The sequence below is a fragment of the Dokdonia sp. Dokd-P16 genome (assembly GCF_003095655.1).
In the GTDB taxonomy this organism is placed as follows: domain Bacteria; phylum Bacteroidota; class Bacteroidia; order Flavobacteriales; family Flavobacteriaceae; genus Dokdonia.
Genome location: NZ_CP029151.1, coordinates 2,203,215 through 2,227,123 on the forward strand (window position 1 = coordinate 2,203,215; position 23,909 = coordinate 2,227,123).

General features: G+C 36.8%; 25 protein-coding genes. 19 read left to right on the forward strand and 6 right to left on the reverse strand.

Translation table 11 applies throughout. The annotated features are described in order from the left end of the window. Window positions 1-132: 132 nt before the first annotated feature. Together DCS32_RS09895 and ribD are read right to left on the reverse strand one after the other, a co-directional pair. Window positions 133-999, reverse strand: coding sequence for a DMT family transporter (locus DCS32_RS09895; protein ID WP_108878119.1), 867 nt, complete (start codon window positions 997-999; stop codon window positions 133-135). Beyond that, the gene (gene ribD, locus DCS32_RS09900) at window positions 996-1,997 is read right to left on the reverse strand and encodes a bifunctional diaminohydroxyphosphoribosylaminopyrimidine deaminase/5-amino-6-(5-phosphoribosylamino)uracil reductase RibD (protein WP_108879277.1); all 1,002 of its coding nucleotides are present in this window, start codon (window positions 1,995-1,997) and stop codon (window positions 996-998) included. The genes DCS32_RS09895 and ribD overlap by 4 nt, the downstream gene beginning before the upstream one ends. A gap of 26 nt (window positions 1,998-2,023) precedes the next feature. On the opposite strand from ribD, the gene DCS32_RS09905 reads away from it, so the two are divergent. The 6 genes from DCS32_RS09905 (at window position 2,024) to DCS32_RS09930 (ending at window position 7,738) form a co-directional block, all read left to right on the forward strand. Continuing rightward, window positions 2,024-2,509 (forward strand): GNAT family N-acetyltransferase, encoded by a 486-nt coding sequence (locus tag DCS32_RS09905; protein WP_108878120.1) that lies wholly within the window; start codon window positions 2,024-2,026, stop codon window positions 2,507-2,509. Continuing rightward, entirely contained in the window at window positions 2,506-3,372 is an 867-nt protein-coding gene (gene prmC, locus DCS32_RS09910; protein ID WP_108878121.1) for a peptide chain release factor N(5)-glutamine methyltransferase, read from the forward strand. The genes DCS32_RS09905 and prmC overlap by 4 nt, the downstream gene beginning before the upstream one ends. A 63-nt stretch (window positions 3,373-3,435) precedes the next feature. Continuing rightward, entirely contained in the window at window positions 3,436-4,032 is a 597-nt protein-coding gene (locus tag DCS32_RS09915) for a TIGR00730 family Rossman fold protein (RefSeq protein ID WP_108878122.1), read from the forward strand. Window positions 4,033-4,146: 114 nt separating this feature from the next. Next, window positions 4,147-6,141, forward strand: coding sequence for an NAD-dependent DNA ligase LigA (gene ligA, locus DCS32_RS09920; RefSeq protein ID WP_108878123.1), 1,995 nt, complete (start codon window positions 4,147-4,149; stop codon window positions 6,139-6,141). Further along, on the forward strand, window positions 6,134-6,850 hold the full coding sequence (locus tag DCS32_RS09925; RefSeq protein ID WP_108878124.1) for a hypothetical protein: 717 nt from the start codon (window positions 6,134-6,136) through the stop codon (window positions 6,848-6,850). The genes ligA and DCS32_RS09925 overlap by 8 nt, the downstream gene beginning before the upstream one ends. Before the next feature lie 258 nt (window positions 6,851-7,108). Beyond that, window positions 7,109-7,738 carry a hypothetical protein gene (locus DCS32_RS09930; RefSeq protein ID WP_108878125.1) on the forward strand — a complete coding sequence of 210 codons (630 nt, stop codon included), beginning with the start codon at window positions 7,109-7,111 and terminating at the stop codon, window positions 7,736-7,738. Window positions 7,739-7,795: 57 nt separating this feature from the next. Here DCS32_RS09930 and DCS32_RS09935 read toward each other — a convergent pair whose 3' ends face one another. Together DCS32_RS09935 and DCS32_RS09940 are read right to left on the reverse strand one after the other, a co-directional pair. Then, entirely contained in the window at window positions 7,796-8,719 is a 924-nt protein-coding gene (locus DCS32_RS09935; RefSeq protein WP_108878126.1) for a bifunctional metallophosphatase/5'-nucleotidase, read from the reverse strand. Then, on the reverse strand, window positions 8,716-9,489 hold the full coding sequence (locus DCS32_RS09940) for a 5'-nucleotidase C-terminal domain-containing protein (RefSeq protein ID WP_108878127.1): 774 nt from the start codon (window positions 9,487-9,489) through the stop codon (window positions 8,716-8,718). The genes DCS32_RS09935 and DCS32_RS09940 overlap by 4 nt, the downstream gene beginning before the upstream one ends. A gap of 56 nt (window positions 9,490-9,545) precedes the next feature. Here DCS32_RS09940 and DCS32_RS09945 point away from each other — a divergent pair, with 56 nt between their 5' ends. The 13 genes from DCS32_RS09945 (at window position 9,546) to DCS32_RS10005 (ending at window position 22,073) form a co-directional block, all read left to right on the forward strand. Further along, window positions 9,546-10,067: a DUF6913 domain-containing protein gene (locus DCS32_RS09945; protein ID WP_108878128.1), complete on the forward strand. Its 522-nt coding sequence runs from the start codon at window positions 9,546-9,548 to the stop codon at window positions 10,065-10,067. After that, window positions 10,067-10,951 carry a 4-hydroxy-tetrahydrodipicolinate synthase gene (gene dapA / locus DCS32_RS09950; protein WP_108878129.1) on the forward strand — a complete coding sequence of 295 codons (885 nt, stop codon included), beginning with the start codon at window positions 10,067-10,069 and terminating at the stop codon, window positions 10,949-10,951. The genes DCS32_RS09945 and dapA overlap by 1 nt, the downstream gene beginning before the upstream one ends. 113 nt (window positions 10,952-11,064) lie before the next feature. Next, window positions 11,065-11,877 carry an outer membrane protein assembly factor BamD gene (locus DCS32_RS09955; protein WP_108878130.1) on the forward strand — a complete coding sequence of 271 codons (813 nt, stop codon included), beginning with the start codon at window positions 11,065-11,067 and terminating at the stop codon, window positions 11,875-11,877. Window positions 11,878-11,888: 11 nt separating this feature from the next. Next, window positions 11,889-12,230 (forward strand): DNA-directed RNA polymerase subunit omega, encoded by a 342-nt coding sequence (locus DCS32_RS09960; protein WP_013749918.1) that lies wholly within the window; start codon window positions 11,889-11,891, stop codon window positions 12,228-12,230. Between the two features lie 4 nt (window positions 12,231-12,234). Further along, entirely contained in the window at window positions 12,235-13,443 is a 1,209-nt protein-coding gene (gene coaBC / locus DCS32_RS09965) for a bifunctional phosphopantothenoylcysteine decarboxylase/phosphopantothenate--cysteine ligase CoaBC (protein ID WP_108878131.1), read from the forward strand. After that, window positions 13,440-14,327, forward strand: a complete 888-nt coding sequence (locus DCS32_RS09970) for a DUF4835 family protein (RefSeq protein ID WP_108878132.1) — start codon at window positions 13,440-13,442, stop codon at window positions 14,325-14,327. Before coaBC ends, DCS32_RS09970 begins: the two co-directional genes overlap by 4 nt. A 119-nt stretch (window positions 14,328-14,446) precedes the next feature. Next, on the forward strand, window positions 14,447-16,099 hold the full coding sequence (gene recN / locus DCS32_RS09975) for a DNA repair protein RecN (RefSeq protein ID WP_108878133.1): 1,653 nt from the start codon (window positions 14,447-14,449) through the stop codon (window positions 16,097-16,099). Window positions 16,100-16,190: 91 nt separating this feature from the next. Next, window positions 16,191-17,018: an enoyl-ACP reductase gene (locus tag DCS32_RS09980; RefSeq protein ID WP_013749914.1), complete on the forward strand. Its 828-nt coding sequence runs from the start codon at window positions 16,191-16,193 to the stop codon at window positions 17,016-17,018. Between the two features lie 114 nt (window positions 17,019-17,132). After that, window positions 17,133-18,143, forward strand: coding sequence for a glycosyltransferase (locus DCS32_RS09985; RefSeq protein ID WP_108878134.1), 1,011 nt, complete (start codon window positions 17,133-17,135; stop codon window positions 18,141-18,143). Window positions 18,144-18,158: 15 nt separating this feature from the next. Beyond that, complete coding sequence (locus tag DCS32_RS09990) at window positions 18,159-19,103, forward strand: hypothetical protein (RefSeq protein ID WP_108878135.1); 945 nt, start codon at window positions 18,159-18,161, stop codon at window positions 19,101-19,103. A 4-nt stretch (window positions 19,104-19,107) separates the two neighbouring features. Further along, the gene (gene coaE / locus DCS32_RS09995) at window positions 19,108-19,707 is read left to right on the forward strand and encodes a dephospho-CoA kinase (RefSeq protein WP_108878136.1); all 600 of its coding nucleotides are present in this window, start codon (window positions 19,108-19,110) and stop codon (window positions 19,705-19,707) included. Between the two features lie 106 nt (window positions 19,708-19,813). Then, window positions 19,814-21,361 (forward strand): sensor histidine kinase, encoded by a 1,548-nt coding sequence (locus DCS32_RS10000; protein ID WP_239057516.1) that lies wholly within the window; start codon window positions 19,814-19,816, stop codon window positions 21,359-21,361. A gap of 1 nt (window position 21,362) precedes the next feature. After that, window positions 21,363-22,073 carry a response regulator transcription factor gene (locus tag DCS32_RS10005; protein ID WP_013749909.1) on the forward strand — a complete coding sequence of 237 codons (711 nt, stop codon included), beginning with the start codon at window positions 21,363-21,365 and terminating at the stop codon, window positions 22,071-22,073. Window positions 22,074-22,124: 51 nt separating this feature from the next. On the opposite strand, the gene miaA is transcribed toward DCS32_RS10005, so the two are convergent. After that, a complete protein-coding gene (gene miaA / locus DCS32_RS10010; RefSeq protein ID WP_108878137.1) occupies window positions 22,125-23,036 on the reverse strand; it encodes a tRNA (adenosine(37)-N6)-dimethylallyltransferase MiaA in 912 nt (303 codons plus the stop codon). Beyond that, window positions 23,029-23,892, reverse strand: coding sequence for an ion transporter (locus DCS32_RS10015; RefSeq protein ID WP_108878138.1), 864 nt, complete (start codon window positions 23,890-23,892; stop codon window positions 23,029-23,031). Before DCS32_RS10015 ends, miaA begins: the two co-directional genes overlap by 8 nt. Between the last annotated feature and the right edge of the window lie 17 nt (window positions 23,893-23,909).

Here is a 23,909-nt window from a genome sequence, read left to right on the forward strand (position 1 = left end):
ATAGCAGGCGTTAAGTGTTATGCCGTCTCAGAAAACTGCAGTAATATTATAGGGCGAGGATTATTGCGCTTTCGCGAAAGCGTATCTAAAAAAAACAAAATTCATTAAGTGATTTCTAACTTTTTAGTGGCACTAAGACATAGAAACTAGCAAAATACTAATTACTGCTAGTCCAATTCCAATCCAGTTTTTTGGGAGTAATTTTTCTTTAAAAAGTAGAATTCCAATAAAAGTGCTCACCATCACAATGGCTACATTATTTACAGTAAATAAGGTCGAACTCTCAAAAGCCGAATCTCGAAGTGCCATAACGAGCATTACAATCGAGAAGTAATTAGGAATTCCCAAGCAAATTCCAGCGATAATGTTTTTAAACTCAAACTTAAAAAATCCTGTAATCATTTGATAAATAATCACTAGAAAACCAATACAAGCAGCTGCTCCAAAAATAGTTGCGCCAAAGATGGGCACATCACTCTCATTTACATAAGCACCTTCTATAAATTTTATACTCGTGTCTATAGCTCCGCTGCCTAAAAACACAAGGATAGGGAAGGTGAGGTTTTCTTTTTTTATAGCAATCCCGTCTTTTGCTTTTATAGAAGCAAGATACACAGCGACAAGTGCCGTTAGAATTCCTATAATCTTTAGTATGCCTAGAGATTCTCTGTAATAGAGTACACCAAAAAGTATTGGGATAACCACACTCATTTTAGTAGCAACAGAGACTACTGAGAGTCCGCTGCGTTGTGTTGTTGCTGCCATTAAGTTAAAAACAAGAATAAATAATACTCCTAGCCCCGCCGATGCATAAAACCAAGGTTGCTCAGGAATTACAGCGATAGTTGTAGGTCCATCATATAGCAATAGTCCGCAAGAACAGGCAATCACATAATTTACAATGATTGCGTGCAGGGTGTTTACATTAAACTTTGCAAAAAGTTTAAATACTACAAAGATGAAACTAGATGCAGCAATACTAAGAAGTAAGTAAATCAAATGCTTGAGTTTTTATAATAGTGTAGGGTGTCGTCTAGAATCGTGTCTGTTTTTTCTAATAGAAAATGCTGTGAAAGTTGAGGTGCTTTTGTGCCATCAGAAAAACTAATGTTGCCTTTAAAAATACGTGCCTCATCCCAGAGATTTGCATCAATAAAATATTGTAATGTCTGCGCGCCACCCTCTATAATTACAGATTGGATTCCTTTATCATAAAGTGTCTCGCTTATGAGTTGAGATTCTGTTGATGCTATTACAAGTGTCTCAGCTTCCTGATTAAAAACGGTAAGGTTGTTCTCTAGATTTCCTTTAGTATCAATAACAACTCGTAGTAGGTTTTTACCTTCCCAATCTCGCGTGGTTAGACTAGGGTTGTCTTCTAGTACAGTTTTTCCACCTACGAGGATTGCCATTTCCTCGCTGCGCCATTTATGAACGAGTTGTCGCGAGTAGCTATTTGTAATCCATACAGGTTGTTGAGCACCTCGTGTTTTTGGAGCGATAAATCCATCTGCGGTTTCTGCCCACTTTAGAATGACGTAAGGTCTCTTTTTCTCGTGATAGGTAAAGAAACGCTTGTTGATTTCTTGACATTCTTTTTCTTGAACACCCACGGTGACATCAACTCCAGCTTGTATTAATCTCTTAATACCTGCGCCAGCTACTTTGGCAAAAGGATCAATGGTTCCTATAACAACTTTTTTTATACCAGAAGCAACTACAAGATCTGCACATGGCGGTGTTTTTCCCCAGTGCGAGCAAGGTTCTAAAGATACATATAAGGTCGATTTTGCTATTAGTTCTGGGGTATTCGCTTTCGCGAAAGCAATACAATTCACCTCTGCGTGAGGCCCACCATAAGCGCTTGTATAACCTTCGGCTATAATCTTGTTGTTGTGCACGAGTACTGCTCCCACAGACGGATTAGGCATGGCTGCGGGAAGTCCATTTTTTGCTAGCGCAATACAGCGATTTATGTAGGTGTTATGTATCTTCACATCACAAAAATAACCCTTTACGCGTGATGGACAAACCAATCATTAGACCGATTAAAAAAGAAGACAATGCTCAAGTAGCGGCAGTTGTGAGAAAGGTACTTGTAGATCTAGGTGTTCCTAAGGTAGGGACTGCTTATGCAGATGTTGCTTTAGACACGATGTTTGAGCATTATAGCAGACCAAAAGCCGAGTATTTTGTGGTGGAGGACAACGGAATAATTATAGGGTGTGCAGGTGTTGCACAGCTGGATAATTATGATGGTAACGTGTGTGAATTGCAGAAAATGTATTTTCTAGAAGAAGCGAGAGGCCGCGGTCTAGGGTCGAAAATGATGGATGCTTGTCTCAATCAAGCTCGTGATTTTGGTTTTGAGCAATGCTACCTAGAGACCATGCCTTATATGGAGGCGGCTCAGAAGTTATACAAGCGCACAGGTTTTAGATACATAGACGGTCCTATGGGTGATACAGGGCATTTTTCTTGCCCAGTGCATATGATAATTGATTTATGAATATAGACGAGTTTCGCATTGATTTCAGGCAGCAGCTCGCAGCTATGTACGAGCCAGAAGAGGTAGAAAATCTTTGCTTTCTTACCTTAGAACATGTGCTAAAAATGAATAGGGTAGAGGTCTCGCTTTCGCGAAAAATGGATATCTCCACATCTGCTCTTACACATTTGAATGATGTAACTGGTAGATTATCACGTAGCGAACCTATCCAATATATCGTAGGTACTACAGAATTCTACGGGATGGAATTTCAAGTAAATCCCGCTACCTTAATACCTAGACCAGAAACCGAAGAACTCGTTGAGTGGATTATTACAGATAAAGCTGAGAGCTTTATTAAGAGTTACGCGCAAGAAAAATTGAGGGTTCTTGACATAGGAACGGGTTCTGGATGCATCGCAATCTCGCTGGCTAAAAATATATCAAACGCGCATGTTGAGGCGATTGATATTTCTCAAGATGCCCTTGCAACAGCAAATCAAAATGCAAAAAGGAATGAGGTGGATGTTACTTTTTATAATCAAGATGTACTAGCCGTAGAGGAACTAGAGCATAAATATGATATTATCGTGAGTAATCCTCCGTATGTGCGTATGCTCGAGAAAAAGGAGATGAGAGATAATGTACTGAGTAATGAACCCGATAGCGCGCTCTTTGTCTCAGATGATGATCCATTGATTTTTTATAGAAAAATAGGTGAGCTAGCTTTTAAAAATCTTTCTGTAAATGGATTCTTGTATTTTGAGATTAATGAATACTTAGGAAAAGAAATGATTGATCTTTTAAAAGTAATAGGCTTTGAGAATGTGGAGTTGCGAGAAGATATGTTTGGAAAAGATAGAATGATTAAAGCGAGTCGCTAGAGATTATTATAATTAAGAAATAAAAGGAAGCACTTTATGCTTGCTTAAAATTAAATAGTTATTATGAAATTAACATCACTATGCGTGTACTGCGGAAGCAGTGCAGGTACAGACCCAGAAATAATAAAGCAAGCAACTTTAATAGGAAAAACACTGGCTGATCGAGATATTACGCTGGTATATGGAGCTGCCAAAATTGGTATTATGGGCGCCGTAGCTCAAGGAGCTCTTGATCACAACGGTAAGGTAGTAGGTGTGATTCCAGAATTTTTGAAAATTAAAGAAGTAGTACATACTGGTCTTACAGAACTTATCGTAAACGAGACTATGCATGAACGCAAGATGGAATTGCAAGAGCGTTCTGATGGATTTATTACATTGCCAGGAGGCTTTGGAACTATGGAAGAGCTTTTTGAAGTGCTAACATGGAGCCAACTAGCATTACACCAAAAACCGGTGGGTATGCTTAATGTAAATGGCTTTTATGATGATCTTTTAAGTGCGCTTAGGAATATGGTAGATAAAGGATTTTTAAAGCAAGAAAATTATGATATCCTTCTTGTAGATACTACGGTAGAAGGACTTCTTGATCAGATGGAGAATTTTAAGCCTATGGCAATGCCTAAGTGGTTAAAGGCTTCACTAGAATCTAAGAAGTAATAGAAAATCTTCATTCTTTAAAGAGAAAATCACTTCCATACACTGTTTGTAAGTGGTTAATTAAACCTCCGATATTCTCTGAATATCGGAGGTTTAATTTTTAATTTTGTTATTATGACAATAGAAGAGCAAATACTCGCTTTACGCAACGAATTACAAACACATAATCATAGCTATTATGTGCTAGATACACCAACGATATCAGATTTTGACTTTGATCAAAAGCTGAAGCAACTGGAAGCGCTAGAAGCTGCTCATCCGGAATTTGACGACCCTAACTCGCCTACGCATCGTGTAGGTGGAGCGGTGACTAAAAATTTTGAGACTATTGTACATGAGCACAGAATGTACTCTCTGGATAACTCATATTCAAAAGAAGATCTTGAAGATTGGGAAGCGCGCGTAAAGAAAATGGTAGATGGAGAGGTTAACTATACCTGTGAGCTCAAATATGACGGAGCCTCGATAAGTCTTACTTATGAAAATGGTGAGTTGCTCAAAGCGGTTACTCGAGGAGATGGTTTGCAAGGAGATGATGTGACCACAAATATTAAAACAATAAAGTCGGTTCCTTTGAAATTGAAGGGTGATTATCCTACAAGATTTGACATACGAGGAGAGATAGTATTGCCATGGGAAGGTTTTCATGCTATGAATGCAGAGCGTGAAGAGCTAGGTTTTGAGCTCTATCGCAATCCAAGAAACACAGCCAGCGGATCTTTAAAATTACAAGATAGTGCTGAGGTTGCTAGAAGACCACTGCAATGCCTATTATATAATATTACAGGAAATAATCTAGGTATTGCTACCCAGATGGATAGCCTGCAGAAGGCTCGAGATTGGGGTTTCCGCGTTCCTGAGGCGGCAAAACTGGCAAAGAATATTGATGAGGTATTAGAATTTATCAATCACTGGGATGTGGCAAGGCATGACTTGCCTTATGAGACAGATGGTGTTGTGGTAAAAGTCAATGGATTACAACAACAAGAAGAACTAGGTTATACAGCAAAGGCTCCGCGATGGGCAATGGCGTATAAATTTAAAGCAGAACAAGTTTCTACACGCTTACGCGAAATAACATACCAAGTAGGTCGCACAGGAGCCATCACACCAGTTGCAAACCTGGAACCTGTTGAACTTGCGGGAACGACCGTGAAGCGAGCTAGCTTGCATAATGCAGATCAGATAGAGCGACTAGATATACGAGAAGGTGATGAGGTATTTGTAGAAAAAGGCGGCGAGATTATTCCAAAAATTATAGCAGTAGATCTTACAAAGCGCCCAGCAGATTCTGAATCTACAACATATATTACTGAGTGTCCAGAATGTAGCACGCCGCTAGTGCGTAAAGAAGGTGAGGCACAGCACTATTGCCCGAATGACATGGGCTGTCCTACTCAAATTATAGGTAGAATACAGCATTACATCTCTAGAAAGGCAATGGATATTGATGGTCTAGGAGGGGAAACCGTAGCACTCTTAGTAAACGAAGGGCTGATTGTAAATTATGCAGATTTATATGAGCTTACGGTAGCGCAATTATTACCACTAGAGCGTATGGCTCAAAAAAGTGCCGAAAATCTAGTAAGCGGAGTGCAAGCCTCGGTGCAGATTCCTTTTGAGAAGGTGTTGTTTGGTCTAGGGATTAGGTATGTAGGTGAGACTGTGGCCAAAAAACTTGCAAAACATTACAAATCTATAGACGCTATTATTTCGGCAACAGAGGAAGAGCTGGTTGCGGTAGATGAAATAGGAAGTAAGATTGCAGAAAGTGTAGTAGCATTTTTCGCGAAAGCGGAACATATTACACTCATAGAGCGTTTAAAATCTTACGGAGTACAGTTAGAAATTTCTGCGGAGAAACTTGCCAATCAATCTGACAAACTAGCGGGATACATATTTGTAGTGTCTGGTGTTTTTGAAATGCCTCGCAACGAATTGAAAAAGTTAATAGAAGATAATGGCGGTAAAGTGTCTAGTTCTATTTCTAGTAAAACAACCTACGTTGTGGCTGGAGATAAGATGGGTCCTAGTAAATTGCAGAAGGCAGAAAGTCTAGGAGTGACTATTATTTCTGAGGAAGAATTCTTAAATTTAGTTGTTGGATAAAACTAATATAAAAAACGGAAGAGTATATAGAACAGCTGGTTTAATTACTGGTTTGATGATTATACTTGTGATGGGTTTTATGGATATATTTTATTCATTCTATCTGTATCCTATATTTTCATTGTCTTTGTTTATGTACGAATACAAAGAGACCAATAAATTTAATGTTGTGTTTTTTTTGTTTTTGCTCAGTACAAATATTACGGAGATATTGTTTTTGTTTGATTATGAAACTTACGTTATAATAGCTTCTCTCTTTTCTGTTGTTTCATCTGTTTGCCTACTTCTCTTGCTTAAGCCTGTTCTTAAGAGACGTTCTAAGGTTTTTTCGCAGCACTATATTTTAGAGCTTATAATTGGATTTTTAGGTTTTGGGTTTGTGCTGGGTTATCTCATTTACTCCGTAGCACCTTTAGTACCAGATTTAAGCATTTTTATGATTTCTACAATTGTATTTATTATCACTATCGGAGCATATTTTTTGACTCCTAGTTATAATAAACATACTGGTAATATTTCACTTTTTGGTATTGGTGGTGCTTATATGGGAGAAATGGTTTTTGCTTTTATTTACAAATACATTTATTCTGAAATTAGTTTTCTTCTCGTGGGGGCAATCATGACTATTTACTTAAAAGTAGTCCTAGCGACTTTCTTAACTAAAATTGACACTATTGCCGATTATGACGGTAGTGGAACACGAGTTTAAAAATTATCTTAATAAGAATCTTGATAATTATTTTATTTTGCTTGTAGATGAAATGTAATCTAAAGTAGGTGACAACTTATATTATTACTTCTCTCGAAAACGTTTTCATGACTATTTTTTGTTACAAAACACAGATAATGTGTAAGTTAATTGTTTTGGTTTAATTAGCTTTGGCACATCGATAGAGCATATTACATACACGGACGCAACTACAGACTAGCAGCAATTTCAACAACAATTTTAATTGTAATAGTAACAATGGCTTTAAGTCTTGAAGCCTCCTTTTACCTATATCCAGTATTTGGTGTTTTGATGTTTCTATACGTTTATAAGGCAACTGGACAATTTCACTTTCCATTCTTAATCACGCTGGTTTCTGGGATGATTGCAGAGATATTCTTTTTAATTGACTTTGAGAGATATACTTATATCGTGTCGATTGCGATGGTATTTTGTTTTTCATCTATGCTGTATGCACTGAGGGAAGTCATGCATTTTCAGGTTAAGAATTTTCCAAAGCATTTGTTTGTTGAAGTGTTTTTGGGAGTGTTTTCAGTGACTATGTTTATAAGTTATTTGGCTTATAACATTCTTCCAGAAATCGCTGATCTACCAGTGTTTTTAGTGTCATTTGTGAGTTTACTTATTTTTGTTTCCTTATTATATGCAATTCCTTTATTTAATAAGCATCCCTCAAACCTCTTATTGACTTTTGTAGCTACCGCAGTATTGGTGGAGTCTACCTTTGCATTTATCTACACCTATATCCTTAATATTCATTTTTTTCTTTTAATAACTCTTTTATGCGCGGGCATCGCCAAAGTAATCTTTGGAATGTTTTTAACACGCTTAGAAAGTACTAAGAAAATAGATGATGATTACATTTAATAGGCGCTAGCAACGACCTAGTTGCTTATTACTAGTAATTAATTACTGCTAGTATTTTTACACATCAAGAACAAGACTTGATGATTTAAGATTTCTTGATTCATCTAGGTAGAAGTCTATTCTCCCTAAATTTATTCCTCCCCAACCTACTTGATTGACCAATACAAACTTTTCATTTTTATTCTGGACGATTGTTGGTTTTTCTAAGAATGTGTGAGTGTGGCCACCTATTATTAAGTCAATTCCAGCAGTTTTTGCAGCTAGTGTAAGGTCAGAAATTTTATCTTCGTTCTTGTAAGAATATCCAAGATGCGATAAACAAATTACGATATCACACTGCTCTTTGTTTCTAAGTGCATCTACGGTATCTGTGGTTAGTTCTATAGGGTCGAGATAGGAAGTCTCTTTAAACATCGTTTTATTTACAAGTCCGCTGAGTTGTATCCCTACTCCAAAAACGCCTATACGTACGCCATCTTTTACAAAAACTTTATATGGCTTTGTAAGACCATCCATAATGGTGTTTGAGAAGTCATAGTTAGAAGAAAGCAGTTCAAATGATGCATTAGGCATTTGGGCAGCAAGACCGCCTATTCCGTTATCAAAATCATGATTACCTATCGTTGCTGCATCATATCCCATCATAGACATAAGCTTGAACTCTAGTTCTCCACCGTAAAAGTTGAAATACGGAGTGCCTTGAAAGATGTCTCCAGCGTCTAGAAGAAGCGTGTTTGGGTTTTCTTTACGCACATTTTGAATAATGTTCATTCTACGAGCGGCTCCTCCTAGATTTGCATATTTAGGATCATTAGATGGAAATGGCTCTACATGACTATGTACATCATTAGTGTGAAGTATTGTGATGTGCTTTTTGCTTGGTTTTAGGAGTGAATTACTATTCATTCCCATGGTTAACCCTCCTAAACCTATAAGGCTACTGGCAGCTGCAGTTTGTTTTATAAATTTTCTACGTATCATTTGCTATCTCTTGTAAATCTATTGTCTCTCACTGGTGCTATAGTGTCATATTTTTTGAAGTAATCTATGAGCACATTTCTAATTTTGTAATCTAAAGGAAGCACACTTACAGGGTTTTCAAAAAAAGTCATGTTATCGCCACCATTCATGAGGTAATCATTTGTAGCGATAAAGTAAGTGTTGTTATCAGCAACCTCTTTTCCTTGAATTAGTGCTTTTTTTACTTCGCCATCAGTTGATAGTTGAATTTCCATTCCAGAAATAGGGTGAGCAGTTCCATTTTTTAAGTACTGAAACATAGCCTTCATTTGCTTGCCACTTAACTCAACAACCACTACTTCATTTTCAAAAGGCATTAACTCATATGCTGTTCTTGTAGTAATAGGCCCTTGATTAAGCGCAGAGCGTATCCCTCCATAATTTAAGAGAACAGCATTAAAAGGATAACCTGCCCTTTTTTCAAACACAGGATTTGTCATTTCATAAACAGCATCTGCCATCATATTTCCTACTGCTGTATTAAACTTGCCATCTTTTTTTGTGTAAGATGCGGGTGCTACAGCAAGCACACTATCCATTTCTGCTTGTATGGCATTTTTGTAAGGATCTATAAACGATACAATTTCGGCGTTTTCTCCTGTGTTATTATTTACAGTTATGAGTTCGCTTTTTATACGTTCTGGTGCGTAGTGAAGTTCTTTTTTGCATGAGACTACTGTTGTATATATAACAATAGAACTAATGATAGTTATAAGCGTTGTTCTCTTCATTTTTGTGTCATAAGTAGCAGTATATTTTGGCTACATTTGTATGAAAGTAAAGTTACATGTTTTTAAACGGATTAAAAGCAAAATCTATTCATAAGCAAATAGACAAGCAACTACGCAAACGCGATTATAAGCCTAGTGGGGCAAAGCCGGTTGTCGTGGCATTATTACAAGACAGTACAAAGCCTTTTGATCCTGCATCACTAAAAAAGATTCTTAAGATTTTAAGTCTTTCAGAAAAAGACTTGGTCGTGCTAGCGTATGTGAAAACGATGACTAAAGATCAAAAGGAGCTTCCATCACTTTTCTCAGAAAAACAATTAGGGTGGAAAGGTGTATTTAAAACGACACCTCTTGAAGATTTTAAAAAACAGCGTTTTGATATTCTCATAAGTTATTACCACTCAGATGCGCTTGCTCTTAGGGCTATGACGGCTATGTCTAATGCAGTTTTAAAAATAGGAGTATCTCCAGAAATGGAATCTGTAAATGACCTAACCATTCATGTGAATGATGGGCAAGAATCAGTTTTTATACAAGAGTTTGAGAAGTATTTAAAGATTTTAAAAGTTATACATTAATGAAAGAGTTGAGAGGGACGGGTGTTGCACTTGTAACGCCATTTCACAAGGATTTATCTGTAGATTTTGACGGGCTTACACGTCTTATAGAGCATTGCATTGCTGGAGGTATTAATTATCTAGTAGCACTAGGTACCACTGCCGAGACAGCGACGCTTACTATTAAAGAAAAGCAACAGATTGTTGCTCATATTATAAAAGTTACAAATAAGCGTTTGCCTATAGTGCTAGGTGTGGGTGGTAATAATACCGCTGCAATAGTAGAGGAGCTTGCCACTGGTGATTTTGATGGAATTACAGCGATTCTCTCAGTTTCTCCAGCATATAATAAGCCTACTCAGGAGGGGATATATCAGCACTTTGCAGCTATTTCTGCGGCGAGTCCTTTACCTATCATTTTATACAATGTGCCAGGTAGAACTTCTAGCAATATGCTGCCAGTGACTTCGGCAAGACTGGCTAGTGATTTTGAGAACATCGTAGCTATTAAGGAAGCTGTAAATGATATGGCTCAGGTATTACACTTGATACACAAGGTGCCAGAAGATTTTGTCGTGCTTTCTGGAGATGATGCACTTGCATTGCCGTTAGTTTCGGCAGGAGGTAGTGGCGTTATTTCTGTAATAGGTCAAGGATTACCTTCCTATTTTTCTCAGATTATGAACGATGGTTTGAATAACGCTTTCGCGAAAGCGTACCAAAAACACTTACCACTGCTATCAATGATAGATTTAATCTTTGAAGAAGGAAACCCTGCAGGAATCAAATCATTGCTGTCTCATCAAGGGATTTGCGAGCCTTACGTAAGATTGCCATTAATGGCAGCAAGTGATGTATTGCATGAAAAAATAGGTAATGCACTTTCTGTTATTCAAAAAAGTTAAACGTATCATAACAAAATAATTAGCAGGTTCAAAGCGTTTATTTTTGAGCACTATTAATTAAGTTATGTTATGTAATTGATTTTACGTAGTTTTGCCTGCTGTTTCAGACCCTTATGAAGAATATATTTTTCCTATTAGTTTCCGTAGTGTTATTGAGCTCTTGTTCAACATATCAAGATGTTCTCAAGAACGATGATATTAAAGCAAAATATGAATTTGCAGACTCCTTGTATAGTCAAGGGAAATACAAGAAAGCGTTAAGGCTCTGGGAGCAGATTGTTCCTTTGTATAGAGGAAGACCTCAAGCAGAACGTGTTACTTATTTACATGCAAATACGTTTTATGAACTAGGAGACTACTATAGTGCTGGTTATCAGTTTGAGCGTTTTGTGAAGTCATTTCCTCAGAGTACAAAAAGAGAGGAAGCTGCATTTAAGAGTGCAGAGAGTTATTATAGACGTTCGCCTAGGTTTAATTTAGACCAAGGAGACACTTATATAGCACTAGAAAAACTACAAGGGTTTATCAATGAGTATCCAGATTCTGAACAGGTGGACGATGCTAATGCTAAAGTACAAGAGTTAAACACTAAGCTAGAGCGTAAAGCTTATGAGATAGCAAAAGGGTATAATAAGATAGGAGCAAGTAGGGCAACGTTTCCAAATGCAATAAGTGCATTTGATAATTTCTTACTAGATTATCCAGGTTCTATATATAGAGAAGATGCGTTATACTGGAAATTTAACTCTGCTTACCAACTAGCAATGGGAAGTGTAAGACGTCGCCAAGTAGAGCGTCTTGAAGCTGCAAAAGCAGCTTATAACGCACTAGAAAAATATTATCCTCAGGGTAAATATGCTGATGAGGCAGCAAAGGAAATTGCAGAGATTAATGAAGCACTGCAGTCAAAAGATCTATTAAATTAAAGATGAATACTATGAATATCAAGGACATTGATGCACCTTTGAGTACCACGACTATTGATAAAAATCTTGTAGATGCACCTACAAATAATATCTATGAGGCGATATCTATCATCGCAAAACGTGCTACACAAATCAACACTGAAATCAAGAAGGAATTATCAGAAAAGTTGGATGAATTTGCAACATTTAATGATAGTCTTGAAGAGATCTTTGAGAACAAAGAACAAATAGAGGTTTCTAAATTTTACGAGCGTCTTCCTAAAGCACATGCACTTGCAGTGCAAGAGTGGTTAGAAGATCGTATCTACCATAGAGATACTACAGTTACTGAAGAAGGAAAAAGTAACGATTAGATAGATGTCAGTTTTAAGCGGTAAAAAAATACTTTTAGGAGTTACCGCTGGCATTGCAGCATACAAAAGCGCCAGTCTTGTGAGAGCATTCATAAAGGCTGGCGCTTCTGTGCAAGTAGTAATGACAGAGGCAGCAAAGGAATTTGTAACTCCACTTACATTGAGTACACTCTCACGTAATCCAGTACACTCTTCATTTACAATTGAAGGAGATGAGAATGCGGTATGGACTAATCATGTAGAGCTAGGCCTATGGGCAGATCTCATGGTGATAGCTCCTGCTACGGCAAATACACTCTCAAAAATGGCAAATGGCGCCTCAGATAATTTGCTTCTTGCAACCTATCTTAGTGCAAAATGTCCAGTGTATTTTGCTCCAGCAATGGATCTTGATATGTACATCCATCCTTCATCAGAAAACTCTTTTCAGAAATTACAATCCTATGGAAATGTGATGATAGAAGCCACTAGTGGCGAGCTAGCATCTGGTCTTGTGGGAAAAGGGAGAATGGCAGAGCCAGAGGATATCGTTTCCTTTATAGAGAAAGATGTCCTTAATAAACTTCCATTTAAAGGGAAGCGAGTCATGATTACGGCCGGACCTACTTATGAAGCTATAGATCCTGTACGTTTTATAGGTAATCATAGTAGCGGTAGAATGGGAGTAGAGCTAGCTCTTAGAGCTGCAAGCCTGGGTGCTCAAGTAGATTTAATTCTAGGGCCTAGTGCAATAAAAGTTACTAATAGTGCAATCACAGTGCATAATGTGGTGTCTGGAGAGCAAATGTATGATGCGGCACACGCTATTTTTAAAGATGTGGATGTAGCTATAGCATCTGCCGCTGTGGCAGATTATAAGCCAGCTACTGTTGCTACAGAAAAGATAAAAAAGAATGATAGCTCAATGAGTATCGACTTAGTAAAAACTAAGGATATTCTAGCTTCACTAGGTGAGATTAAAACGCATCAATATCTTCTTGGGTTTGCATTAGAAACTCAAAATGAGATTGAAAATGCACGAAAGAAACTAAAGAAAAAGAATCTTGACGGGATTGTTTTAAATTCGCTTAATGATAAAGGTGCTGGTTTTCAGACCAAAACTAATAAAATTACGTTTATTGATAAAGAAGGTACAGCAACGCCATATGAGTTAAAGTCTAAGGCTGCAGTATCTATTGATATATTTGATAAAATAGCATCCCAAGTACTATGAGAATCTTTACATTATTAATAGTCTTATTGTTTTCTTTCAATTCAATAGCTCAAGAGCTTAATGCTGTTGTTGTTATTAATGCAGAGCAAACTAACAAAGCAGATCTTCAGGTTTTTAAAACACTAGAGCGATCACTTACAGAGTTTGTTAATAATACAAAGTGGACAGATCGCAGATTCAAACAGCAAGAGCGCATTGATTGCTCTTTTAATATCATTATTACTCAACAAGACGGAAATAATTTTAGAGCTACTGTGCAGGTAGGGGCCTCAAGACCTGTATACGGATCTAATTATGATACAGCTACTTTTAATTTTAATGACAAGCAGTTTGATTTTGAATATACAGAGTTTCAACCTCTAATTTACAACCCTAATACGTTTGACTCTAACTTAGTGTCTGTGATGGCTTTCTATGCTTATACTATTATAGGTATGGATGCAAATACGTTTAAGCTCAATGATGGTGATAAGTATTTTCAAGAAGCAAAGCAGATTGTTACCACAGCACAACCTAATAATCAGACGGGATGGAATCCACAAGATGGTTCTCAATCTAGATACAGATTAAACGAAGATTTATTGTCTCCTAACTTTAGAGAGTTTGCTGGAATCATGTATAGCTACCACCGTACAGGTTTAGATTTTATGGTTGATGATAAAAAGCGCAGTAAGCAAACCATATCAACTACTTTATCTCAGTTTCAATCTTTATACAAGAAAAGGCCTAATAATTTTTTAACTCGTGTGTTCTTTGATACCAAGGCAGAAGAGATTGCATCTATATTCTCATCAGGACCTTCGGTTAATATAACATCACTTGTAGAAGTACTCAATCAAGTAGCACCAACTAAATCTAATTTTTGGAGGCAGATTAAGTTTTAAAATTATTTATCTAAAATAATCCATGTTTTAAATTCCCGTCTTGCGGGAATTTTTCATTAGCTTTAATCGACATTTGTAAACGTATAAAAGCATTAAGATTAATTAAATATTTACAACTATTGCTTACATCATTATCTATAAAAAATTATGCACTTATCCAGTCTGTTCAACTCAGATTTGATAAAGGTTTTACGGTGATTACTGGTGAGACTGGTGCTGGTAAGTCCATCCTTTTGGGAGCACTTGGTCTTATTACTGGTAAGCGTGCAGATATGTCAAGCGCTGGAGATGCAACACAGAAGTGCATTGTAGAAGGTGTTTTTCATATAGAAGGATATCAACTTCATCCTTTTTTTAAAAAGCATGATCTTGATTATGAAAATGCGACAATTGTAAGAAGGGAGATTCTTCCTTCTGGAAAAAGCCGGGCATTTATAAATGACACTCCTGTAACACTAGCACAGCTTACTATATTAGGATCAAAACTAGTAGACATACATAGCCAGAATAAAACTTTACAGGTAGTAGAAAATGATTTTCAATTTGAGATGATTGATACATTTTCAGACAATCTCAAATTACTTGGACAGTATAAAGAATCTTTTAAGGCTTGGAAACTCTCACAGAGCGAACTAAAAGAATTACTAGAAAGAAAAAAACAGGCACAGCTAGAATATGATTATCAGTCCTTTCTTTTTACAGAGCTAGATGAGGCTTCTTTGAAAGAAGGGGAGTATGAGTCTTTAGAAGAAGAGCTTAATACACTAAGTAATGCAGATGAGATTATGCAACAGCTTGCTACAGCTGTTCAAAACATTTCTCTAGATGAAAGTGGAGCTATAGATCAGCTCACGGCGGCTAGAGCATCATTATCTAGATTAAATAATTATGGTGCACAGTATACAGCAATCTACGAGCAGCTTAATAGTGCGCTTTTAGAACTAGAAGATATAGGGGCATCATTGAGTGAAATGTCTGATGCGGTAGATGCAGATCCTCTTACGCTAGAGCGACTTAATAACAGAATGCAATTGCTGCATTCTTTACTTAAGAAACACCAAGTAGCTACAGTAGAAGAACTTATTGATATTAGAAATAATCTTGATAATGATTTACAAGATATTGCAGGAGTTGATGATAAGATTCAAGCACTAGAAGATAAAATTAAAACGCAACATAATAAAGCAAGCACAGTAGCAGCAAAGCTTCATAATGAGCGTGCAACGGCAGCGCCACATTTAAAGTCGCTTGTTGAGAAATTACTGATAGAGTTAGGGATGCCTAATGCACAATTTCAAGTGTCTCTAGCTACGCAAGAAGATCTTCATGCTTCAGGTAATGATGTGTTGGAGTTTTTATTCTCGGCAAATAAAGGAAGTGAGCTCAAACCTTTAGGAAAAGGTGCTTCAGGAGGAGAACTTTCAAGAGTTATGCTCGCACTCAAGTCGGTACTAAGTAAGCACAAGCAATTGCCTACGCTTATTTTTGATGAAATTGATACTGGAGTGAGTGGTGATATTGCAGTAAAGATGGGTGGTATACTTAAAAAAATGGGTCGTACTATGCAGCTCATAAGTATCACACACTTACCGCAAATAGCGGGACAAGGAGCTTCTCATTTTAAAGTGTATAAGAAAGATACAGAGGAGCGCACGCAAACCTTTATCGAGCAGCTAGATGAGGATGCTCGTATTGTTGAGATAGCGGCAATGCTAGGAGGTAACCAGCAAAGTCAGGCAGCAATAGACCACGCAAAAAATTTACTTAATTAGGATAGTTTACATAGAAACCACGATATTTACACTCTTTTAGCAACAACAAGCTAGAGAGCAAAACAAAACACATCAAACCATTAATAATATTATGAGTTATAATTTACTTAAAGGAAAGCGCGGAATTATTTTTGGAGCATTGGATCCTAATTCAATTGCTTGGAAAACCGCTGAGCGTGTGCACGAAGAAGGAGGAACTTTTGTTCTTACAAATGCACCTATCGCTATGCGTATGGGACAGATTAATGACCTTGCCGAAAAGACAGGTTCAGAAATCATACCTGCAGACGCAACATCTTTAGAAGATCTTGAAAACCTTGTAACTAAGGCTCAAGAAATTCTAGGTGGTAAATTAGACTTCGTTTTACACTCTATTGGGATGTCTATAAACGTACGTAAAGGGCGTGCTTACACAGACCAAAAGTATGACTGGACGCAAAAGGGAACAGACGTTTCTGCAATGTCTTTCCATAAAGTGATGCAAACGCTTTATAAGCAAGACGCAATGAACGAGTGGGGAAGCATCGTTGCTCTTACCTATATGGCAGCACAGCGTGTTTTTCCAGATTATAACGATATGGCAGATAATAAGGCATACTTAGAGTCTATCGCACGTAGCTTTGGTTACTTCTACGGTAAAGAAAAGAACGTACGTGTAAATACAATCTCTCAATCTCCTACACCTACTACGGCTGGACAAGGAGTAAAAGGATTTGATGGATTTATAGCTTATGCAGAAAAAATGAGCCCGTTAGGTAATGCTACTGCTCAAGATTGTGCAGATTATACCATTACATTATTTTCAGACCTTACAAAGCGTGTAACTATGCAAAACCTTTATAATGATGGAGGTTTTAGTAATACAGGTGTAAGTAATGAGGTGATGGAATCGTTCATGAAAGCAGAAGGACACGAATAGATTTTTTTCTTTTACGCTTTCGCGAAAGCGTACTAAAAACACATTAAAACCATCGATACTTCCTCGGTGGTTTTTTGTTGCTTACCCATAGTGTAACCGTTAGCTTTGTCTTCTATGCAATTATCCTATTCTTTTATTGTACCCGTTTTTAATCGTCCTGATGAAATTGCCGAATTACTTGCGAGTTTTAACGCGCAAGAATCTACAATTCCTTTTGAGATAGTAATTATTGAAGACGGATCTACAATCTCTTGTGAGGGTGAAATTGCAGCATTTCCTAATCTGAATATTACCTATTTACCAAAACCGAATTCTGGACCAGGAAGTTCACGCAACTATGGAATGCAACGGGCAAGTAGTAATTACTTTATAATTTTAGATTCTGATTGCATATTGCCACCATCATATGTAGGCGTTATGAATGAGCAATTACATAAAAATTATGTAGACTGTTTTGGAGGTCCAGACGCTGCGCATCCTGATTTTTCTAATTTACAAAAGGCAATAAGTTACAGTATGACCTCTCTGTTTACCACAGGCGGAATAAGAGGTGGAGGAGAGGATACAGGTAAATTCCAGCCCAGAAGTTTCAATATGGGTCTCTCTAAAAAAGCATTTGAAGCAAGTGGTGGTTTTGGAAATATTCATCCAGGCGAAGATCCAGATTTGGTGTTGAGATTATGGGAGCTCAATTTTAAAACAGCACTTATCCCACAAGCATTTGTATATCATAAGCGCCGTATTTCTTGGAAGAAGTTTTATAACCAAGTAAATAAATTTGGCCTTGTGAGACCTATCTTAAATAAATGGCATCCTACGACAGCCAAAATAACATACTGGTTTCCTACACTCTTTATGTTAGGGCTCGTTGTGAGCTTAGGATTACTTTTTGCGGGTTATTATTTTGCAATAAGCTTTTACGCGCTTTATACTGCTATTATATTTTTACATGCTTCTATTATTAATAAAAGTGTCACTATCGGAGTGCTTAGTGTAATAGCCACATTCATACAGTTTTATGGGTATGGTAAAGGCTTTCTGGCCTCTGTGATACATATTAAATGGTTAGGTAAGGAGCCTCGTAAACATTATCCGCATCTTTTTTTTAGTACATTAGAGGGGTAAAACGATTTGTAATTTATGTTCAAGGGAATTAAGATTAATAGTGTAACTGCGCGAGAATTCTTTTTCTTTCTCCTGCTTACTACTATCGTTGCTACCCTTATAAAGCTTTCAAAAACGTATAGTACACAATATGAAGTAGCATTAAGTGTTACGGATGTTCCCATAAATAGAACTGTACAGACCATAGTGCCTGAGCTTGTGAAAATTCAAGCAGAGGGTTCTGGCTTCTCTTTACTTACTAATGCGCTAGATGCACCAGAAGTAGCTATTCCTTATGAGCAGTTACAACGTGTATCTAATAGAGAATTTACATTTAATATTAACGAAAACCAGCAGGTAATTAAAAGCGCTATTAATGGAGAGCTCTCTATCATTGCGATGACACCTTCTCAAATTACTGTAACAATAGATTCTGTAGCTTCAAAGAAGGTCCCTGTAATATCTAAGGCGAGCCTTCTGTATAAAAGTGGATATGGAGGTCGAAATAAAATGATTATAGTGCCCGATAGTGTTACCGTCGTAGGGCCTAGTTCTTTGTTATTAAATATAGAGGCCATACCTACAGAACAAAAGGAAATTACAAATATTAATACAGATCTTTCAGATAACGTATTGCTATCACTTGATGCGCTATCAGATGAGCTTAAGGTTTCTCATAAATCAATAACGCTACATCAAGAAATCGCCAAGTTTACGGAGGGCAAGATTACTGTGCCTGTAACGGTATTGAATGATCCAGAGAAGCGTGTAAAAATCTTACCTAAAACGGCCGAAATTATTTATCTAGTCGAGCTTGAAGATTTTGAAAGTATAACACCATCAGACTTTTTAGTTACTTGTGATTATGCCACAGCAAATAATGCCGATGCGTATTTAACGCTTACAATCGCTAGAGAACCTAAGGGAGTTAAGTCTGTAAGACTTATTAATAAGCAAGTTAAATTTATTGTAGTAAACTAAAAGTATGATTATTGTAGGTCTCACGGGTGGAATAGGAAGTGGTAAAACAACAATAGGTTCATTTTTTAATGAACTAGGTGTTCCTATTTATATTGCAGATGTGGAGGCTAAGAAACTCATGAATACAGATGAGGTTTTAATAAAGCAAATTTCATTTTTACTAGGCGATCAGTCTTATATAGACGGTAAGTTAAATAGAGCTTATATCGCAAATGAAGTCTTTAGTAGTCCTAAATTATTAAAAAGGCTTAATAGCATAGTTCATCCAGCGGTAAAAACTCATTTTTTGAAATGGGCATCAGATCAAAACGCCCCTTACGTTATTAAAGAAGTGGCTATACTTTTTGAAAACGGTGGTCACCTTGATTGTGATTATACTATTCTAGTTACTGCTCCAAAAAGCGATCGAATTAAGCGTGTAATGAAAAGGGATCGAGCTTCAGAAAAAGACGTAATTAAACGCATGAATTCGCAATGGACGGATAATCGTAAGACCGCTATGGCAGATGTGCTCATAGAAAACGAGTTTTTGGAGTTATCTAAAAACGCTGTAAGTCGCATTCACACTCATATTATGACACGTATAAGTAAGGGCTGGAAGTAGTAAAATAGCTGCTTGTTAACATTTGGTTAAACCGAATCGGCTTCAAATGTTAAAATCTTACTTTTGGATAGTGAATAAAAAACTGTTTTACTTATTAATCATTCTTATGAGTCTTTCACTCATAGGAATCATCTTTGTTCAAGGCTACTGGATAACAAGTAGTGTTGAGACAAAGCGAGAGCAATTTAGCTTTAATGCTAGACAGGCATTATCTGCTGTTGTCGATAAAATTGAAAACAGAGAGTTAGAAGATTACTACTACCCAGTACAAAATATGGTAGATAGTATTGGAGTGCCAGATGATCTTACGTTTGATGAGTATTTTTATCTAAATGAAGATCTAGTAAATAACGAGCTTATTCTTTATACAAGTGGTATACTTCAAGAAGATTTTAAAATTACAGCGCCTGGTTTTATAGGTGAAAAAGGTGACAGCATAGCCTTTAAGCGTTATGCAAACAGAAAGTCTACTCAAATTATAAGAAAGAATAATGTAGAAGGTGGAGAAGAAACCACTTCAAACAGAATACAAGAGTTCTCAAGGCTTATTGATTATGAGAAATTTAGATTTTCTGATATCGTAAGTGAGATAGCGACCAAGATTCCTATACATAAGAGACTTACTGCAGAAGAAATAGAAAGACTCTTAACTATAGAGCTTGCAGAAAGGGACCTAGAAACAGATTTTGATTTTGGAGTGTATAGTAATGATTTACTTACTAAAGTAAGGTCTGACAATTTTAAATTTAGAAAATCTGCCCCAGGATACAGCGAGCCAATATTTCTTTACAATCAAGATTTAAGTGATTACTCATTATATGTACAGTTTCCAGGAGAAAAGAAATTTGTGATTTCTTCTATTTTAGGGATGGCTGGCTTATCTATAATATTTACACTTATAATCGTTATAGCATATTCTAGTGCCTTACATCAACTTAATAAGCAGCGTCAAATCTCTCAAATAAAGACAGATTTTATAAATAACATGACGCATGAGTTTAAAACGCCTATAGCGACTATAAACCTAGCGCTAGATGCTTTAAAGAATTCAAAGATATCTACTAATCCTGAGAAGGTAAGTTATTACCAGGGACTCATAAGAGAAGAAAATAAAAGGATGCATGGTCAAGTAGAAAACGTGTTGCGTATTTCTAAACTTGAAAAGAACGAGCTAGATATTCAAAAGGAGCGTTTAGATATGCATGAGCTAGTAGAAGATGCTAGTAATCATGTTCTTTTATTAGTAGAAGATCGTGGAGGTTACATAGACCTTCATCTAGATGCAGAACGTACTCCGGTACTTGCAAATGAGTCACATTTTACTAACGTATTAGTAAATATTATGGATAATGCTGTAAAGTATACTCCAGAAGACAGAGCGCCAGAAGTTGATGTGTATACAGAAAATACAAAAGATTCAATTGTCATCAAGATTCAAGATAAAGGTGATGGTATGACTAAGGCAGTACAGAAGAAAGTATTTGACAAATTTTATCGTGAGCACACAGGAGACATACATAATGTAAAAGGCCACGGACTAGGACTTGCCTACGCAAAAAGAATCGTAGACGACCACCAAGGAGAAATCTCCGTTGAAAGTGAAAAAGGAATGGGAAGTACATTCATAATCAAAATACCACTAATATCATATTAATATGGAAACTGAAAACAAAAAGATTTTACTAGTAGAGGATGATCCGAACTTCGGAACAGTTCTTAAAGATTACCTTATGATGAATGATTACAATGTCACTCATGCAAAAAACGGTATGGAAGGATTTGAGAAATTCAAGAAAGACGATTATGATCTTTGTATTCTTGATGTAATGATGCCATATAAAGATGGTTTTACACTAGCCAAAGAAATAAGAGAGAAGAATGAAGATATTCCTATCATCTTTTTAACTGCCAAGGCTCTTAAAGAAGATGTACTTAAAGGTTATAAAGTAGGAGCAGACGACTATCTAAATAAGCCATTTGATAGTGAAGTGCTACTTATGAAAATAAAGGCAATCATACAGCGTAAGTCTGTGGATTCTGTTGCAGATTCTAAGCAGTTCGAATTTAACGTTGGTAACTTCCACTTAAATTCAAAACTACGTTTCTTAACCTATAAAGAAGAGGAGCCTATAAAATTATCTCCTAAAGAAAATGAGTTATTACGTATGCTTGCACTTCATGAAAATGATTTGATGCCACGTGAACTAGCTCTTACAAAAATCTGGAGAGATGATAATTACTTTACATCTAGAAGTATGGATGTATATATTGCAAAACTACGTAAGTACCTTAAAAAGGATGACCTTGTAGAGATTTTAAACATTCACGGAGAAGGATTCCGTCTGGTTGTAAAGAAAGACGACTAATAGCCAATATCGGTATAAACGATATTAGTGTACCTATTAAAACGTGCCACTCTATGAGTGGTGCGTTTTTTTATTTATAAACGATGCTATTTCTTCAAAAGGCGTCTGGTAGTCGAACCAATTGATAGTCTCATCACGGCGATACCAAGTCATTTGTCTTTTAGCAAAACGTCGCGTGTTAGTTTTTATATTTTCAATAGCTCGTTCTAGGGTAACTGTGCCTTCAAAATATTCAAAAAGCTCTCTGTAGCCTACAGTTATAAGGGCGTTGTTATGCTTTCGCGAAAGCAAACTTTCCACCTCTTCAATCAAACCATTTTCAATCATAAGATCTACACGTAAATTAATACGGTCGTACATGATTTTACGGTCTGCTTGTAATCCTATTTTGATGGTCTCAAAATTGCGCTTAGGTTTAGGTTTATTTCTATAAAATGAAAAAGGCTCACCTGCCGAAAGACATACTTCTAAAGCTCTTATAACACGTTGTGTATTTTGTATATCAACTTGCTTGTAATACGTTGGGTCTTTCTCTAGTAGGAGATCTTGTAGCGCTTCAATACCTTCCCTCTCGTGCAAATCTTTGAGCTTTGCTCGTACACCATCTTTTACTGCGGGAAACTCATCTAATCCATTAATAACGGCATCCACATACATCCCTGAGCCACCTACCATAACAAGGGTGTCGTATTTTTTATGTAGTGCGGTAATTTTCTCGATAGCGTCTTTTTCAAAGTGTCCCACACTGTAGTCTTGATTTACAGAGAGGTGTTGTATAAAATGATGCGGGGCTGCAGCGAGCTCCTCAGGTTCTGGAACAGCTGTACCTATATACATCTCTTTAAAGAATTGTCTTGAGTCTGCAGATAGAATTTCTGTCTTGAAATATTGTGCTACTTTAATGGAAAGTGCAGTTTTACCTATTGCAGTAGGTCCTACGATGGGGATGAGGTATTTACTCATGTGAGACGTTAAGCGTGTGTCCGCATTTATGACAAAATTCGGCATCATCACGATGTTTCTTTGCATTACAGTTTACGCAGGCTTGCGTGTTCATATGTACATAGTCTTCACCATCTATCGTGATTTTTTCTGAGCTCATGTCTTTTGCATATTCGGCGCTCACAATACCTGTAGGTACTGCAATGATTCCATATCCTAATATCATGATAATAGCTGCTATAAGTTGTCCAAGTGGAGTAACAGGTGCGATATCACCAAAGCCTACCGTAGTAAGCGTTACAATACACCAGTAAACACTTACAGGTATGCTAGAGAAGCCACTTTGCTCACCTTCTATCATATACATGATTGTGCCAGCGATAATGCAGAGAATAAGTACTGCAAATAAAAAGATACTAATCTTTGCTCTACTATCTTTAAGAGCTTTGGAGAGCTTATTAGACTCGCCTACGTATCTCGTGATTTTTAAAATCCTGAATACTCGTAACAAGCGAAGCGCTCTTACGGTAAGTAAAGCATTTGAGCCAATGAAGAAAAAAGCTAAGTATTGCGGTATTGTTGAGAAGAAGTCGATGAGACCATAAAAGCTGAAAATATATTTTGTAGGCTTTTTTATTGTTATAATTCTCGCAAAGTATTCTAACGTAAAAAAGATGGTGATGATCCATTCTCCTACTTCAAAAACATCGTGATATTTTGCATCTATACTTTTTACACTTTCGAGCATTACTAGTGCGATGCTGGCAAGTATAAGTATGAGTAATACTACATCAAAAAGTTTCCCCGCAGGCGTGTCTGCCTCGTAAATAATGTCGTGCAGTTTTCTGCGCCAAATTGATGTGCCCTCTTTTGTCAAAATATCTGGTTATTATA